The 15,990-nt window shown below is 67.6% G+C and carries 13 protein-coding genes and 1 pseudogene; 8 read left to right on the plus strand and 6 right to left on the minus strand.

From position 1 onward, the window contains the following. Nucleotides 1-171 precede the first annotated feature (171 nt). On the minus strand, nt 172-1,245 hold the full coding sequence (gene rhaS, locus AB0O67_RS01550; RefSeq protein ID WP_365444290.1) for a rhamnose ABC transporter substrate-binding protein: 1,074 nt from the start codon (nt 1,243-1,245) through the stop codon (nt 172-174). Nucleotides 1,246-2,368: 1,123 nt separating this feature from the next. On the opposite strand from rhaS, the gene AB0O67_RS01555 reads away from it, so the two are divergent. Together AB0O67_RS01555 and AB0O67_RS01560 are read left to right on the plus strand one after the other, a co-directional pair. Continuing rightward, complete coding sequence (locus AB0O67_RS01555; RefSeq protein WP_365444293.1) at nt 2,369-3,127, plus strand: SDR family oxidoreductase; 759 nt, start codon at nt 2,369-2,371, stop codon at nt 3,125-3,127. A 171-nt stretch (nt 3,128-3,298) separates the two neighbouring features. Next, entirely contained in the window at nt 3,299-4,198 is a 900-nt protein-coding gene (locus AB0O67_RS01560; RefSeq protein ID WP_365444296.1) for an AraC family transcriptional regulator, read from the plus strand. 205 nt (nt 4,199-4,403) lie between these two features. Here the strand turns inward: AB0O67_RS01560 and AB0O67_RS01565 are convergent, their stop codons facing one another. Together AB0O67_RS01565 and AB0O67_RS01570 are read right to left on the minus strand one after the other, a co-directional pair. Further along, nucleotides 4,404-4,730 (minus strand): hypothetical protein, encoded by a 327-nt coding sequence (locus AB0O67_RS01565; protein ID WP_365444299.1) that lies wholly within the window; start codon nt 4,728-4,730, stop codon nt 4,404-4,406. Nucleotides 4,731-4,818: 88 nt separating this feature from the next. Next, nucleotides 4,819-5,730, minus strand: a complete 912-nt coding sequence (locus tag AB0O67_RS01570) for a LysR substrate-binding domain-containing protein (RefSeq protein WP_365444302.1) — start codon at nt 5,728-5,730, stop codon at nt 4,819-4,821. 70 nt (nt 5,731-5,800) lie between these two features. Here AB0O67_RS01570 and AB0O67_RS01575 point away from each other — a divergent pair, with 70 nt between their 5' ends. The 4 genes from AB0O67_RS01575 (at nt 5,801) to AB0O67_RS01590 (ending at nt 10,697) form a co-directional block, all read left to right on the plus strand. Beyond that, nucleotides 5,801-6,838 carry a 2-dehydropantoate 2-reductase gene (locus tag AB0O67_RS01575; RefSeq protein WP_365444305.1) on the plus strand — a complete coding sequence of 346 codons (1,038 nt, stop codon included), beginning with the start codon at nt 5,801-5,803 and terminating at the stop codon, nt 6,836-6,838. Nucleotides 6,839-7,334: 496 nt separating this feature from the next. Next, nucleotides 7,335-8,330, plus strand: coding sequence for a helix-turn-helix domain-containing protein (locus tag AB0O67_RS01580; RefSeq protein ID WP_365444308.1), 996 nt, complete (start codon nt 7,335-7,337; stop codon nt 8,328-8,330). Between the two features lie 50 nt (nt 8,331-8,380). Beyond that, nucleotides 8,381-8,548 (plus strand): peptidoglycan-binding domain-containing protein, encoded by a 168-nt coding sequence (locus tag AB0O67_RS01585; protein WP_365444311.1) that lies wholly within the window; start codon nt 8,381-8,383, stop codon nt 8,546-8,548. 958 nt (nt 8,549-9,506) lie between these two features. Further along, a complete protein-coding gene (locus tag AB0O67_RS01590; protein ID WP_365444314.1) occupies nt 9,507-10,697 on the plus strand; it encodes an acyltransferase in 1,191 nt (396 codons plus the stop codon). 840 nt (nt 10,698-11,537) lie between these two features. On the opposite strand, the gene AB0O67_RS01595 is transcribed toward AB0O67_RS01590, so the two are convergent. Further along, nucleotides 11,538-12,617 (minus strand): PP2C family protein-serine/threonine phosphatase, encoded by a 1,080-nt coding sequence (locus AB0O67_RS01595; RefSeq protein ID WP_365444317.1) that lies wholly within the window; start codon nt 12,615-12,617, stop codon nt 11,538-11,540. Between the two features lie 175 nt (nt 12,618-12,792). Next, nucleotides 12,793-13,336: pseudogene (locus AB0O67_RS01600) on the minus strand (XRE family transcriptional regulator). Nucleotides 13,337-13,763: 427 nt separating this feature from the next. Between AB0O67_RS01600 and AB0O67_RS01605 the strand changes: the two are divergent. Further along, nucleotides 13,764-14,444, plus strand: coding sequence for a hypothetical protein (locus AB0O67_RS01605; RefSeq protein WP_365444320.1), 681 nt, complete (start codon nt 13,764-13,766; stop codon nt 14,442-14,444). Between the two features lie 87 nt (nt 14,445-14,531). Beyond that, entirely contained in the window at nt 14,532-14,915 is a 384-nt protein-coding gene (locus AB0O67_RS01610) for a hypothetical protein (RefSeq protein WP_365444323.1), read from the plus strand. Between the two features lie 296 nt (nt 14,916-15,211). On the opposite strand, the gene AB0O67_RS01615 is transcribed toward AB0O67_RS01610, so the two are convergent. Next, nucleotides 15,212-15,958, minus strand: a complete 747-nt coding sequence (locus AB0O67_RS01615) for a helix-turn-helix transcriptional regulator (RefSeq protein ID WP_365444326.1) — start codon at nt 15,956-15,958, stop codon at nt 15,212-15,214. Between the last annotated feature and the right edge of the window lie 32 nt (nt 15,959-15,990).

Raw genomic sequence — 15,990 nt, forward strand, 5'->3', positions numbered from 1 at the left:
ACATTGCGCCTCACCTGGCCGGCGGCGCCGTCCAAGGACAGGGCGAGCGGTCAATCGTCCAGCGGCGAGGGACCTCTGTGCCGTCGGTGGTTTCAGCGATGGCCTCGCGAGGCCGTGGCGCCGCTGGTCGTGGCTGTCGCGAAGATGCCCGCTGTGAGCTGACTCGGCCAGTCAGAAGTCGTAGTCGTCGATGTTGTCGGCGTCGAAGATCGTCGGTTCGCCGAGCGTGATGACGCTGTCCTCGCCGATGTAGAACCAACCCATGTCATCGGCCTGGAACATCTGGCCCTCCCTGCCGGTGACCTGCCCGGAAGCCAGCGCGACCGCGGCGTGACCCGCCAACTCGCCAAGCTTGGCCGGGTCCCACAGCAGGAAGGCCTCCACCGTTCCGTCCTTGATGTACGGCCGCATGTCGTTCGGGGCACCGAGGCCGGTGAGCTTCACGTTGCCTTTGTGAGGCGACTGCGAGAGATACCGCGCGGCGGCGGCGATCCCGTTGGTGGTGGGGGAGATGATCCCCTTCAGGTTCTCGTGTTCCACCACCAGCTCCTCGCTCTTCTGGTACGACTTTGCCGCCTCGTCGTCGCCGTAGACGACGTCGACGAGGCGCATGTCCTCATATCGCGGATTCGTCAGCTCCTCCTTGATGCTACTGATCCAGGCGTTCTGGTTCGTCGCCGTCTGCGCGGCGGACAGGATCGCGATGTCGCCTTTGTAGCCGATCTGTTTGCCGAGCAGTTCCAGCTGTCCCAGGGCGATGTCCTCGGCGCTGGCCGGCGAGATGAAGGCGTAGCGGCACTCCGGCTTGGTGTCGGAGTCGTAGGTGACTACCTTGATGCCCTCGTCCATGGCCTGCTTGAGTGCGTCACACAGCGCGTCGGGGTCCAGTGCGGAGACGGCGATCGCGTCGACCTTCGCCTGGGTGAGGGCGTTGATGTGCGACACCTGTCCGGCCGCGTCGGCGCCCTGCTCCGTGCCCACCTCCTCGAAGGTCGAGCCCAGCTCCTCGACAGCTCGCTCCCCGCCACGGTCGGCTACCGAGAAGTACGGCGTGTTGACCTGCTTTGGCAGAAAACCGACCGTCAGGCCCGTCTTGGTAGGCGCTTTGGGGGAGGCCTCGGCGTTCTTGGTGTTCGTGGCACCGTCGCCGTCGCCGTCACTGTCACCGCACGCGGCGGTGAGCAGACTCAGGGAGGACACAACGGCGAGGAGTATGGCGGCGCGGTGTGTGGGGGTGATGCGCATGTGCTTCTTTCGCGGATTCGAGGTGTGCAAACCAAGAGGCCGTTCACCGGCTCCGTTCAAGCAGGTGGTCTTGCGAATGCACGGGAAGTCAGGTGGGGGCGGCCCGAGTGTGGACCCAGAGTGCTGAAAGGATTCAAATGAAGCTGACGGGGACATTAAACAGAAACATCATTGAGGTCAATGGGTCCACAGGAAAGTGTCGTTGAGCACCCGGCCGTCAGCTGCACGTCACTCCCCCGAGGACCGCGGAACCGTCACCGGGGAGCAGAGGTTGGACCTGCGGCACCAGGAGTGGGCGAACGCCTCAGCAGGCCAGGCACTTCCGGGTCACGCTCGCGAGCGGCGCGGACGTACCACGATTCCACCCATGCAAGGAGAATTACCCCGCGGCACACAATGCCGTGCGAATTCCGCTTCCCCCGTGAACCATGCAGAGCAAGTAGAAGAGCGACTTCCACAAGAGTTGTCCAGAACACGCCAAGATACGGGGAACCCGGCCAGCAAATCTGTCGTCACTCCACCCAGCCCGGACGCACCTCTCCCGCTGCCGACCTGTGGCGGTACAGGAGGGGCGCAGACGTGCAACGCGCTCGCACCCCTCCTGTAAACCCCCGACCCCCGCCGGAACCTGTCGCGCGCCACCTCCTCACTCCCCCATCAGCCGTGCGGCACCGGCCGGCCACCAGCGGCGAGCAGCAGATGACAGCGGCCGGGACCGCATGCGAGGCGGACCCCTCCCCACCGGCCCGGCTCACGCACGATCGCAGCTTTCGCTCCGGCTCGGCCGGCTGCACCGACGCCCTGGTCCACCATGCCAACGGCCTCCCCGATCTGCCGGATCGTCGGCGCCTGGCCGTGATCGGCGATGTGCTGACACGCCTCGTGGTAGATCTCAGCCGTCTCCTGATGGAGGGTCGACGTTGCGCGCGTCGGCGTTCGTCGTCTCGATGCGCGGCCGTCCGGGCGGCCCTGCCGGGGCCGGGTAGACGTCAGTGGTATGCGACCCGGCAGGATCAGGCAAAAGTGCGGGAGGATCGTTCTTTCCGCGCGAAAGGCGGCGCGGTTGGCTTCATGTGTCACGTTCCGTACGAAGCCAAGGCTTCGCATGTAGGAGGCACAACATATGAAGGTAGCCGTCGTCACCGGCGCGAGCTCGGGCATCGGCCAGAGCGCAGCACTCCAGATCGCCCGACGCGGAGCCGGAGTCATCCTGACTTACAGCTCCAACGAGCAGGGCGCCAAGGACACCGTCAGCAGGATCGAGCAGTTGAGCGGCACCGCTGCGGCGCTGCACCTGGACATCGGCGATGCCGCGACCTTCCCGGCCTTTCGCGACGCCGTGGCCGACGTTCTGCGCGGGACCTTCCAGCGGGACTCCTTCGATTACTTGGTCAACAACGCGGGCTTTGCTGGATCGGCGATGATCGAAGACACCAGCGAGCAGGAGTTCGACAGGCTCACTGACGGCCTGTTCAAGGGTCCGTTCTTCCTCACCCAGGCCCTGCTGCCCCTGCTGGTCGACGGCGCCGCCATTGTCAACGTGACCAGCAACTCGGCCCTGCCCCACGTCACCGCGCCCGGCTACTCCGTCTACGCCTCACTCAAGGGCGCCATGGTCGTTCTGAGCCGCTACATGGCCAAGGAGTTCAGCGCGCGGGGCATCCGCGTCAACTCCGTCGCGCCCGGCGCCACCCGCACCCGGTTTGCCGATGACGCCTTCGCGAAACATCCCGAGATCATCCCGGAGTTGGCGAAGACTTTCGCCCTCGGACGGATCGGCGAGCCGGACGACATCGGGATGGCAATCGCCGTGCTCGTATCCGAAGAGGGGCGCTGGATCACCGGTCAGGACATCGAGGTCTCCGGCGGCATGAACCTCTGACCAGGCGCGGGACGCACACGCCGGACCGGTCCGCCACCGAAAGGGTGCCTGGCGCCGGTGCGTGATCAATCCATGCCTCTTGACGCCTCAGGGCACGGCCCCACACACCGCCTGTTGCACAATCCTGCTGGGATCTCGGCTGGATCGGTCGGATGGTGCAAAACTGGCGGCATGCTTCTGGACGAGATGAGCAAGCTGCTCGACCGCCATGCGCGCACTGACCGGAAGACAGCTGTGGAAGGCGTCCAGGCATGCAGATTCGACCGCACAGCACCCCCGGTGGTCGGCATGTCGGGAACCGTCCTCGCGGTGATCGCCCAGGGCGGCAAGCGCCTAGCCCTGGGTGATCACCTGTACGAGTACGGGCGAGGGCAGTACCTCGTGACCTCGGTCGACCTTCCGGTAACCGGGCGGCCGATCGACACGGGAGAGCCCACTCTGGGCTTCGGCATGGTCCTCAACCCCGCGGACATCGCCGAGCTGCTGCTGGAAGCCGACCCCCAGGATCTGCCGGCACCGGCGCGCTCGATCCGAGCTGGGATCGCAGTCACGGACGCCCCGGCCGAACTGCTCGACGCCATCGTTCGCCTGTTGCGTCTGCTGGACCGGCCCGCCGACCGCAAGATCCTCGCCCCGATGATCAAAAAGGAGATCCTCTGGTACCTGCTACGCGGTCAGCAGGGGTCGGTGATCCGCCAGCTCGGTCTCGCCGACAGCAGCCTGGCTCACATCAGCCGCGCCGCCCGGTGGATCAGGGAGAACTATGCGGACAGCTTCCGGGTCGAGGACCTGGCCCGGACAGTCGGCATGAGCGCTTCCACCTTCCACCGCAATTTCTCGGCTGTCACCGGGACGAGCCCTGTTCAGTTCCAAAAGCATATTCGCCTACAAGAAGCACGCCTCCTGCTCGCCAGCCACCCCTCCGACATCGCCGGAGTCAGCCACGCCGTCGGCTATGACAGTTCCTCACAGTTCAGCCGGGAATACCGCCGCATGTTCGGCGCGGCCCCCAGCCAGGACTCCGCCCGACTGCGTGCCACGCAGACACCGTCCGCGTTCCCTGTGCCATGACAGGGCAGCCGACAGCACACGCCGTCAGCACGTGCTCTGGACGGGTAGCTCACCGGCTTACCCTGTCGATGCACGGTTCGCCCGGTATCTACCCCTATGTCGAAGCCTGAGCACGCCCTTGACGGGCCTCATGGCTGGTATGCCTCGCACTGCTACGGCGGCGGTGGCAGGGGAACGGGGCGAGACTCTCGGGACGCCCTACGAGTCAGGCAAGCCCGGTTGCCTGTACCCCTCGTTCGCCGGTCCCCCGGTAGTCACCGTAGAAGGCAACACCGTATGACGTTGCCCAGGCGGCCTGGCGGCGGCTGGCTACGTAGGCGTCGCGGCGGGAGTTGCCGACCGCGTCCAGCAGCGGCTCGCGGTGGTCGCCGCCGAAGCGCCGGAACACGGGTCCGACCGGCCGTGTTCGCGCAGCAGCCTCATGGCAGGTGAGGTCGGCGACCCTGGCCATCTGGTTCTTGGTGGAGCGCTTGCCTGCCTGGTGGAAGACGAGCAGGACCGGTGGGCGCCCGCGAGGAGGACACTCAGGCATATGGCGGCCGCCCCGCGACCCGCTCATCAGCTCCTGCGGACCGCCCACGTCGGCGGCTGTGGCATCGCCGCGTGAGCGGAGCGCCCCGTTACGCGGTTCGGTCGAGTTTCCTGCCCGGCAGAGAGTCGGATGCCGTGACGAAGGCCCGGAGGAGGGGACGGTCGTCTCCTCGGCGTGTGGCGATCTGGATCCGGCTCGGTACGGGAGTCCCGGCAAGTTCGAGTCTTCGGGCACCTGGGGGAAGCAGTCTCGTGACGCTGTATGGGGCGACGCTGACGCCCAGGCCCGCCGCGACGAAGCTGATGATCGTGTACCAGCTTGAACACTCCTGCGCGACGTGGACGTCGATCCCGGAGCTCCGCAACGGCTGCGTGTAGAGGTCGAACGCGTGGGCCGCCGCCGAGCGCGGGAAGAGAACCAGCGGGTCGGAGGCCAGCGTCCTCGGGTCCACGTGGTCGCGCCCCGCGGCGGGATGCTCTGCGGGGACGACAGCGACGAGCCGTTCCGACGCCAGCAGGGACAGGTCGATGTCGTCACGCTCCTCGGCATCGCGCACGATCGCGACGTCGGCTGTACCCCGTTCCAGGGCCGCCAGGACGTCGGCGGTCAAGCCGTCGTGCGGCGTGACCTGGACGTTCGGGCGCAGGCGGCAGAACTCACGGAGGTGCTCGCTGACGATCGCGGCGGCGGAGGTACTGAAGGCGACATGCAGGCGGCCGGCCTCGCCGCGGCCCACGCGGCCGGCCTCATCGAGGTCGGCCGATAGGCGACTCAGCAGGTCGCGGGCCCTCTGCTGGAACGTCGCCCCCGCTTCGGTGAGCTGGACGCTGCGGGAGGTCCGCCGGAACAGCTCGACGCCGATGATCCTTTCGAGTTGCCTGATCTGCTGGGACAGGGCGGGCTGAGCGATGTGCAGTCGCTGGGCGGCCCGCCCGAAGTGCAGTTCCTCGGCCACGGCCACGAAATACCGCAGATGGCGAAACTCGACAGGCCGATCCATAGTTCCAAGTTATCAATAGCGGCGCAGTTCGATATTGGACGTACGGCTGAGGGGATTGCAGGCTCAAAGTATGAAGACAAACATCCGGGAAGGAACCGGTTTCATGTCCGATGTTGCCGTGTCGACCGCGGATTTTCCTGGAGGGCGCACTCGCGTGTCGATGGCGGTAGTCGGCGCCGGCGCCTTGGGAGGAGTCTTTGCCTGGGCGATGCACAGGGCCGGGCACGATGTGTCCGTCTGCGTCAGGTCGCCGCTCGACGAACTGGTGGTCACGACCGCCGCCGGCGAGGAACGGGTCCCGGTGCAAATCGTCACCGAACCCGGCCGGTTGAGGCCCGTGCAGTGGGTCCTGCTCGCCGTGAAGGCATTCGACACAATGGGTACCGCACCGTGGCTCACGGCCCTGTGTGACGAAAACACCACCGTTCTCGCGCTCCAGAACGGAGTCGACCAGGCTGAAAGCGTACGCGAACTCGTACCAGAGGCGACCGTCGTGCCTGCAATGGTGTACGTACAGGCAGAGCGCGAGGCACCCGGCCACATCAGGCTCGCCATCAACCAGGGCATTGACATCCCAGCGGGCCGCAAGGCAATGCAGGTAAGAGCACTGTTCAACGGCAGTGGTGTGGACGTGCGGCTACAGGAGGACCTGACCACTGCCGCGTGGCTCAAGCTCATGCTGAATGTCGCCACCAACTCTCTCACCGCGCTCACCTTGCGCCGCATGGAGGTGCTCCAGGACGACGGGGTACGCGAGCTGGCCGTGGGACTCATGCGTGAGGCGGCCGAGGTGGGCGTCAGTGCCGGCGCTCATCTCACCGAGCAGGACGTACAGCGGACACTCGACCTTGCGTCCACATACGCCGACGGAGGGACATCCATGTTGCACGACCGTCTGGCGGGCAGCCCATTGGAGCACGAGGCACTCAACGGCGCTGTGGTCAGGCTTGCCGAGGTCCACGGGATCGACGTCCCCCTCAACCGGGCGGTGGCAGCGCTTCTGCGCGCCCTTCGCCCATTGGACTCGGTAACCACCACAGCCGGCAGGACCGACCCGTGTGGCCCATCGGACTGGCCCGACCACGACACCGGCAACCCCGCCCGTTAGCCCGACCACGGCAGCTCAACAGTCATGCTCGTCGAGCGCCTCCCGACGGACGTCGATGCCGGGCAGAGGTGAGGAAGCCATCACTTCATCGACCACCCCGACCAAGACGCGCGAGGAAGCCCGACTCGCCGCAGCCGAGATCACCGCGTCGAACCCGGGCGACACCAACTCTCTACGGTTGCTCTGGTGATCAGCGTGGCAGCTTCGCCGGCCGGCGAAGCTGCCGGTGTTCGCAGCCGGCCCGCTCGGCCGGGACTTTCACCGCGCGTGGGACGAGACCTCTCCCGTCGGCAGTGTTCAACGAGCAGCGTTAAGATGAGGCGGGCTGGCCGATACGGACAGGGCATGACATCGACGCTCAGCTGCGGAGGCCGGGGGCGTTGGCGATGCGCGTGGAACGGCCTTGTCGGCCAGGTTCCGAAACCACCCTTGTCATGAGGTGAGTTGGGGGGCGGACCGTCGTGCGATCAGAGCGGTACGGACGAGGACTTGTCTCGTGAACTCGATCCTGGACACGTCCTTCATTCCGCAGCAGGATCGGGAGGAGACGATCCGCTCGGCGCTGTGGGAATCCTTCGTACGGGTCGAAGTCGACCACCACCGTCCGGCCAGGGACATCTCCGTGCGGATGCGGCTCGGCGCTGTCGGACCGATGCGGATCTGCTCAGCGGAGTCGACGGCGGTCACCGTGCGCCGGACAAGTCGGCTGGCCCGGGAGGACGAGGAGCCGGCGGTCTTCGTCGGTCTGCAGATGTCGGGGAGCAGTCTGGTGGAACAGCACGGCCGCCAGTCGCTGCTGCGGCCGGGCAACCTCACGGTGTACGAGTCGATCGCGCCTTACAACTTGCACTTTGAACAGGCACTCGACCACCACTTCCTGCGCATCCCCCGGGCGGTGCTCGCGCTCCCCGACCGGGCGCTGCGCGACATCACCGCGATCCCTCTCGGCTCCGACAACCCCGTCGCACGTCTGGCCTTTCGGTACTTCGCCGAACTGGCCGTCAGCAAGGACACGCTCAGCGGGGTGTACGCCGAGGCGATCGTCCAGCCGAGTATCGAACTGCTGCGGGCCGCCGTGACGTCCCAGCTCGGCGCATCCCGGATCAACCGTGCGGCGCTGGCGGCATCTCTCGGGCTGCGGATCACCCAGTACCTCCGGGAGCACCTCGCTGACCCGACCCTGTCGGCCGCGCGGATCGCCGCCGCGCACGGCATCTCCGTGCGCCATCTCTACACCGTGCTTGCCCAATCGGGGATCAGCCTCGGCGACTGGATCCGCTCCCACCGGCTGGCGGAGTGCAGACGAGAGCTGGCCGGACCGGGCGGGCGTCTGCGGACCATCGCAGGGATAGCCCGAAGCTGGGGTTTCACGGACCCGACCCACTTCAGCAAGGCGTTCAGACAGGCGTACGGCATCTCACCACGGGACTGGCGGGAACGCCACCACCCCGGGCCGTCGAGGCGCGAGGCCCTGACGGCCGACACGTCCTGACGGCGGCGCTCACCCGCCGAGCCTTGTCCGGCCCCGGCCGAGGCGGGCGAGTGGTCGCAGACGGTGCGTACGGCCCCGCAACCAGGTCCGCGGTAACTCGCGTTCAGCAGCGAGTCGGAGTCGCTGCGGACGGCGACTACGGACCGGCTACCCGCAACGCCATGAAGCGGTCGCACCGGACCAGCAGCGGTACACACTCCCACTGCGCCAAGATCTGATCCGAATCGGAGCAGCTCAATCAGGACGGCTGGGGTGTCGGCGTGGAGGGCATCCGTGCTCTCGTTGGGAAGGTGGCAGCGGGGATGGTGATCCATCCGGTGGAGTTCAGCGAGGACTGCGTTGGGGAACTTGCGGCTGAGCATGGCGGCGACGGTGTCGAGTTGGGTTCGGACCGCATCCGCGGTTGGCTGGGCAAGCAGAACCCGCGCACGTAACCGGGGAGTTCCCCTACCCCCACGCCCCCACCTGATCGTCTCCGCACGGCCGCGTTTTCTCCGGTTTCGGTGAGTTCCACGGTCGTGGCATCCGTCACGGGCACGGTCGAGCACACCCCGAGCCGGCCGACGCGCTCATGCTCACGGTGCACGGCGGACCCCGCCCTCGCGGCCGGTCGCGCTCGGCCGCGAGGAAGCTTGCTGCGGGCTCCAGGATCTCGTTGGCCGGCTTCAGTTCGGCGTTCTCCTTCTTCAGCGCCTTGAGCTGGGTGGAGCTGGGTGGACTCCTGCATCGTTGTCCTCGGATGTGTCCCGGTGTCGATCTCGTGCTGCTTCACCCAGTTCCGCAGCACCTCCCGCAAGCCGAGGCCCAGCTTCTCGGTCACCGCCTGCAAAGCGGCCGTCTCACTCGGATAGTCGTCGCGCACCTCAGCGACCGTGCGCACGGCACGTCGGCGCAGCTCAAAGCGGGCGAGGACAGTCGCGTCATGACTCCAATCCGTACGCGTTCGAATCCCTATGGCGTGGTCGGCGACACAGACCATTTCTCTGTCTCGTGCAACTAGGATGATCGCGCCGTACATACGGACATGACATCTCTCCCGGTTCCACCTCGCCCTCACGCCTGTGGAGTCGGCTGCGTCTGTAGGTTGTGCGGCGCCTACTACTACGACATACAGCACCGGAGATGTGTGTGCGCATAGGCAAGAGATCCGCCGGGCCGGCGACGAGCGGTCGCCGCATGCCGCGTGAGCGGCAGGAGCGGGGCAACCGGATCGTCGTTCTCGATGCACTGCGGCTCATCGCGGCCCTCATGGTCGTCTTCTACCACTATGTCGCCTTCGGTGAAGGGTGGGACGGTCCCCAGGCGCAGCTCTTCCCGGTCATCTTCCGGCCCTCCGCGTACGGATGGCTGGGGGTCGATCTGTTCTTCATGATCAGCGGCTTCGTCATCTGCATGAGCTGCTGGGGGCGAACGGTTCCGGACTTCTTCACCTCGCGAGTGATCCGGCTGTTTCCCGCCTACTGGCTGGGAGTGCTCGCCACCACCGCGGTGGTCGCCCTGGTCCCCGGCGGCCTTGCGCCGCACGCCTGGCGCGAAGTGCTGGTCAACCTGACCATGCTGCAGTGGCCGGTCGACATCGAGCACGTTGACGGGGTGTACTGGACGCTCTGGGCCGAGCTGCGTTTCTACCTGCTGTTCGCCCTCGTCGTCTGGCGCGGCCTCACATACCGGCGGGTGATCGCCTTCTGCTGTGTCTGGGCGACCGCCGCGCTGCTGGCCAAGGGATACGGTTCCGGCCCGGTAAGTGACCTGCTCATGGCCCAGTACTGCTGGTTCTTCATCGCCGGCCTGGCGTTTTTCCTGATCTACCGCTTCGGGCCGAACCTGCTTCTGTGGGGCATCGTAGGTCTCTGTTTCGCCATGGGACAGCACACCGCCATGCAGACCTGGCGACGGACCCTGCAGTACGTCGGGCACAACATCCCCGGCTGGGGCGTGGCCGTCCTCATCACCGTCTTCTTCGCCGTGATGGCCGGCGTCTCCCTGGGCTGGTTCCACCGCATCGACTGGCGCTGGCTGCCCGCCGCCGGAGCGCTCACGTACCCGCTCTACCTGCTCCACGAATCCATCGGCTGGGAGATCTTCCACCACCTGCAGCACAAGGTCGACCGCTGGACCCTGCTCACCGCCACCGTGGCAGGCATGCTCCTCCTCGCCCACCTGGTGCACCGCCTCGTGGAAAGGCCCGTCTCCAAGAGACTCAAGCGCAGCCTGAACACAGCCTTCGCCCAGGTGCGAGCCGGCGACACCGGCAACAGCCGGCACCCGGACAGCAGCACGCAGCCAAGGCTCAGTAACGCCAGCCAACCAGCCCCCGAACCGGCTGCCCCGCAGCTCGAGGCCGCCACAGCCGCCCCCGGCAACTGACAGCAACCAGCCAGCCCCCAGGCCGCCGATCTGCCGCCCCGGCGGTGTCGAAGCCTCGTGGAGCCGACCGCAAGACCCGCTCCACCCGCACCCGTCGCAAGACGAGTGCGGGGCGGGCAGGTGGCGCAGCCCTGCCGCACCAGCGGCATACGGAGACGAGAGACCGTCCTCCAGCCGAAGCCCTCACACTCTGGTGATGTGACGGACCTTCCGGGCCGAAGTACCCGGAATACTGAGGGCCGCTGAGGCTCTGAGCAACGGATGCAACGTCAACGGTTTGGCAGCGCACTACAGCGCTGTGCCCAGCGGGGCCGTCACCGGCGTCGGTGCGGCCTGCGACCCTGGCAGGGAGAGGGTGTTTGTGGAAGGACCGCGGGCCGTGGCGTTCAGTCGGGCTACCAGGTCGGCCTGCAGCATGCTCAGCCCGTGCGTAGTCCCGGCCGCCCACGTTGCGGCCTCGCACAACTCAGTGGCACGGCGGACGAGCCGTGCCTGCACTCCAAGTACCCGTGGGAGGGCTCGGAGGTTGCCACCGATCAGTCCGAGGGCGATGAGCGGCGTTCCGAGCAGCAGGAAAACGTCCGAATAGCTGAGGGCCTGCTCGGTGGCGAGGTCTTCCAAATGCCCTCGCTCCGGTCCGGCCAGCGTTGCGCTCCAGCCCCGCGTGACAGCGTGGTGGTGCCGTCAGGGCTGATGGTGACTCTGGCGCCGTAGACGGGGAGTTCCCCCGTACGACGAGCGCAGGGAAGGGCGATCTGGTGAGGTCCTGGCCTTCTTGATCGACGACCTGGGCGAACAGGTCGTTCAACCCGGACGGGTAGTCACTGCTGGGTTCGCCGATCAGTGACCTGTCCCCCGCCTGTCGGGGACGTGGCCGACTGTGAGTCGGTCGACGAGGATCACCGCCACGTCGTCTGTCAGGCGGTCGTCGGTGTGGCGGATGAGCTCCTGGTGCAGTTGTTCCAGGAAATCCGGTGGGGCTGCGTTGGCGGGTATCCGTTCCAAGGCCTTCGGCAGGTCGAAGAAGTCGTTGTCCCGGTTGCGGGCTTCGATCACGCCGTCGGTGTAAAGCAGCAGGCGGTCACCTGGTAGGAACGGATAGCTCTCGGGCTTGGCGGGAGGCCCCACGGTGAAGTCTTCCAGGCCGAGGGGCGGCAGCGGGCAGGTGGGCATCAGTGTCTGTGCCCGCCCTTGGTGCAGCAGCAGGGGCGGTGGATGGCCGCGGTTGACGAGGTGCACGACGAGCTTGTCCGCCGGTACCTGGGCGATAAGCGCGGTAGTGAAGCCCTCCAACAGTGTTTCCTGGTCGAACGCCTCTGGCACGGCGGCCTCTCGGTGCAGCGCGTCCGCGCAGCGGTCCACGACTTCCGCGAGCTCGTCCTCGTGGTACGCGGCCTCTCGGAAGGCGCCCAGGGCCACCGCGACCGCGCGCACGGCTTTGAGCCCTTTGCCTCTGACGTCCCCGACGATCAGGCGGACGCCGTATGGCGTCTGCACGGCCTCGTACAGATCACCGCCGATCTGTGCTTCCGCCTCGGCGGCCAGGCTCAGGCTGGCCGCCCGCACCGGGCCCAGCTGCGACGGGACGGGCCGCAGGATGACCTCCTGCGCTGCTACGGCGACCCGGCGGACCTGGTCGAGCTCGCTCTGCCTGCGCGCACGCACGGCATTACTCAGCGCGATGCTCGCGAGGGAGACCAGGAACAGCCCCAAGAAATTGCCGTAGACCTGCTCAGTGCCCCACGCCTGGTTGTAGGTGGCCGTGATCACGTTGATGGCGAGGGCTGTGGCTGAGGCGGCTAGGGTGCCTTTCGGGCCCATGGTCAGTGCGGCCAGCGCCGGCGTCGCGGTCAGGACAGGTCCGGTGACCATAATGTGCGCCGGCGAGAGCTCTATGGCCAGCACGCTCAGCGCGAGCACGAAGGGCGCCCACTTCGCGAGAACCAGGAGGGCACCACTACGGAAGAATGGTCTGCGCCAAGGCGGCGAGCGGGAGGACGACCACATAGAGTCAGCGTGCCTCGCCGCATCTCAATGTGCATCCGGTGGCCGTAGCGTCCAACCCTGGCACTGCTGAGCCCGCCGACTCAAGCGCTCACCCCCCAAGTGAAGCACTCAGTCCCACCGGGAACATAGCGCGGCTGCCGCGGTCCCGGAAATACACGTCTTCCAGTCCTTCGGCGATGATTCCGAGCATCTGCTGGTCGCCGGCACCGGAGTCGCGGGCGTCGAAATAGGGGGCGCTGCGCGTACGCCGTAGGGAGATGCACGGTGAGCTCGCCGGAACCGTCCGTCGTCGGTCGTGCCGACCGGCGCGGTGTACCGGACCGGGCGCGTGTCGCCACGGTGATCCCGCCCGTGGCGGCGGCCTGGCGCTGCCGGCGTTCACGCACGCCGGGCTGCCGACGGGAGCGCACCGCCGCGTCGATCCTCGCAGCGACGTCCGATCGGGCGTGCCTGCGGGCGCCGCGCCGGTAGCGGTTGACGGAGTCGGCGGTGCCCCCGATCTCCGCTGCGACGGCCGGCGCGGTGCCCGACCCCCGGATGAAGTAGCCGATCTGGCCCTTCAGCGTCTTGGGCGGCACATGGGTGGACGCTTCCCGGTCGACCCAATCGATCGCGTCCTCCACTTCGCCCATGGGAGCCTCCCCATCCTCGAGATCGCCTGTAGTGGCTTGTGCGGGCCGATCTCCACCCCCGGGCGAGAAGTGGGGCCCGACAGGCGCAGATCGGCGCCCTGAGGCGCCCTCAGGGCCCTTTGCGGAGTGCAGGTTCTCGCGGTTCGTGTCCTGAGGCGGCGTTGTGATGCGGAAACCGTGCACTGTCTGACGCCGTGTCGTAGCCGGTCGGTCTCACGTTCGTGTCCAAGTCCCCGAACTAGCCACGAGCGAGCGGCAGTTGATCTGCGGATGGGCACCGAAGGGTCCCCGGGTGCATGGCCGCGTGACTGAACCTGTCACGGTAACTGGCAGCTCCCTTCCGCGGGGCCGGGGATGTCCGTTGGGTGGCGGGTGAGACAGACTGGGCCAGCACCTGGGCACGCGACTACCACTTGGAGCACGGCGGATGAGCAGCAACGTACTGACCATGTACGGCGGGCCGAAACGAGTTGCCGGCCAGGGTCAGGCGAAGGTGGCGGACATGGTCAGCTTCTCCGATGCGTCGGGGCCGTCGCCGTCGGCCGTGTACGTGGAGCGCGAACTGCCGCCGGGAGGCACGTCCGCGTACCTTGCGGCCCGGGGCGGCGGGGCCCGTTCCTTCGCCCTGTGGGCCGACGATCAACGCCGGCAGCGGGTGGCCACCGTGGTGACCTTGTCGGCCGGCGGCGGCGTCGCAAGGTTTCAGGTGCTCGGCGCGCACGGCGAGGTCATCGGCACGCTCATGCGCGAGAAGGCGCTCCGCGGCAGGGGCCTGCGCACCCGCTGGACCGTGCACCAGCCCGGCGGCTTGGAAGCGGTCGGCTTCAAGGGAAGGATCGTGTGGTGGTGGATGTGGTGGCTCTTGCTGCCCCTGATGACGGTGGTCCTTTTGATCAGCGTCTTCGACAGCGTCCCTGGCAACGAGGGCGGCTTCGCCCGCGCGCCCCGGCGCATCCGGTGGCGCGCCAACGGGCAGGTCCCCCTGGAGTTCAGGTCCAAGGGCGACAGACTGCACGTACACGCACCCGGTGTGGACTGGCGGCTCGCAGCCGCGCTGATCGCCCTCCTGCGCAGCTTCAACGCCGGCGCGTGGGACTCGGTGAAGTAGCGACACGGGGGACGACGCTCCGGCGCGGTGCGTGTTGTGGCGGCGGAAGTTGGTGTTCCGGGGCCACGCACCGTAGAACTGGGCCTCATGTCTGACCAGAGGCCGGCCCAACGCCCGGCGCAAAGGCCCTTGCCCGGTCCGCCCGGCTGGTACGGGCCGCCGCCGTTCCAGGAGGTCAGCGCCGGGTACCGGCGTTGGTCCGGCGTCCTGCTCTGGCTCGCGATCACCGTCGCGGGTCTCATGGTGGTCGCTTTGGTGGCCAGCATCGTCTTCCTGATGAAAGCGGACGCGGACGTGGACGACGCCGCCTACGGCTACCTCGCGGTCTTCCTCTGGTTCGGGATCGCCGCCGCGATCCCGGTGCTGCTGGCGCTCGGTATCCCCGCAATCATCATGACGCGGCGGGTACGGCAACAGGAGCGGCTGAGCCACGATGCTGTGCACCAAGGGCTTGAACTCGGCGAACAGTAGCCGAGCGGGCCACGGTGCCATCACACTGAGCCCGGCCGGTTAGCGCTACCCCTCACCTGCCACGCCTCGCACGCCACTGAGCCGGTCTCTTCGTCGCGACACCGCGTGATGGAACGTCTTACGCGGACACAGTCGGCCAAAGTGACACGACGCGTCGGACGTGACGTCATCGGACCAGGAACTGCACCGGCCCGACCACGACGCTCACCAGCGAAGCCGCGGCACATTTCCGGCCACCTTGCGGACCGTTCAGGCCCGCGAGCCCTGGTGCGGTAGGGCGATGCTGAGGCCGCCGCTCAGGAGGGTTCGTGTGACTCCACGTCGCGCAGGGGGCCACGCCCCGGTGTTCCCTGGGGCGCGCTGTCCGCCGACCACTGCAGGAGGAAGCGCAGGGCCTCAGCGGACGGAGTGCCGGGCTGGGCGGTGTAGGTGACCAGGGACTGGCCGCTCTGCCCCTCGATGGTCAGCTGCTGGATGTGCAGGGCCATCGGCCCGACCAGGGGGTGCTGATATGTCTTGGTGCGTGGCTTGGCACCGCGTACCCGGTGGCTGGCCCACCAGGCGCGGAAGTCGCTGTCCTTGACGCTCAGTTCACCGACGAGAGCGGCCAGCGCCGGGTCCTCGGGGTGGCGGCCCGCCTCCATCCACAGCGCGGCGACGCACTCGCGTGCGATGCCCTCCCATGCCTCCCCGTACAGCTTGCGGTAGGCGGTGTCGAGGAAGGTCAGCCGGATGAGGTTGCGGTGCTCGGGCGGCAGGGCGGCGAAGTCGGTCAGGAGCGCGGCAGCCGGGGCGTTCCAGGCGAGGACGTCCTGCCGGCGGTCCACGACCAGCGCGGGAACGTCGTGCATGCTGTCCAGCAGCTGTTGGATCTGGGGCAGCACCCGCTGCGCGGGGGCCGGGCGGGACGCCTTCGGCTGGGCGACGTCGGCGATGGCGAACAGGTAGGCACGTTCGTCGGGGGCCAGTTCCAGCGCGTCAGCCAGGGACTCCAGCACGGCCTGCGAGACCCGGCGGGTTCGGCCCTGTTCCAAGCGCACCACGTAGTCGACGCTGACGTGGGCGCGCTCGGCCA

This window comes from Streptomyces sp. NPDC086077 (genome assembly GCF_040686175.1).
Lineage (GTDB): Bacteria > Actinomycetota > Actinomycetes > Streptomycetales > Streptomycetaceae > Streptomyces.

What these genes read in the sequence shown, in the direction of transcription:
- rhaS (WP_365444290.1), bottom strand. Translation starts at nt 1,245, where the DNA reads ATGCGCATCACCCCCACACACCGCGCCGCCATACTCCTCGCCGTTGTG.
- AB0O67_RS01560 (WP_365444296.1), top strand. Translation starts at nt 3,299, where the DNA reads ATGCTTCTGGACGAGATGAGCAAGCTGCTCGACCGCCATGCGCGCACT.
- AB0O67_RS01570 (WP_365444302.1), bottom strand. Translation starts at nt 5,730, where the DNA reads ATGGATCGGCCTGTCGAGTTTCGCCATCTGCGGTATTTCGTGGCCGTG.
- AB0O67_RS01610 (WP_365444323.1), top strand. Translation starts at nt 14,532, where the DNA reads ATGTCTGACCAGAGGCCGGCCCAACGCCCGGCGCAAAGGCCCTTGCCC.
- AB0O67_RS01565 (WP_365444299.1), bottom strand. Translation starts at nt 4,730, where the DNA reads ATGCCTGAGTGTCCTCCTCGCGGGCGCCCACCGGTCCTGCTCGTCTTC.
- AB0O67_RS01555 (WP_365444293.1), top strand. Translation starts at nt 2,369, where the DNA reads ATGAAGGTAGCCGTCGTCACCGGCGCGAGCTCGGGCATCGGCCAGAGC.
- AB0O67_RS01590 (WP_365444314.1), top strand. Translation starts at nt 9,507, where the DNA reads ATGCCGCGTGAGCGGCAGGAGCGGGGCAACCGGATCGTCGTTCTCGAT.
- AB0O67_RS01575 (WP_365444305.1), top strand. Translation starts at nt 5,801, where the DNA reads ATGAAGACAAACATCCGGGAAGGAACCGGTTTCATGTCCGATGTTGCC.
- AB0O67_RS01605 (WP_365444320.1), top strand. Translation starts at nt 13,764, where the DNA reads ATGAGCAGCAACGTACTGACCATGTACGGCGGGCCGAAACGAGTTGCC.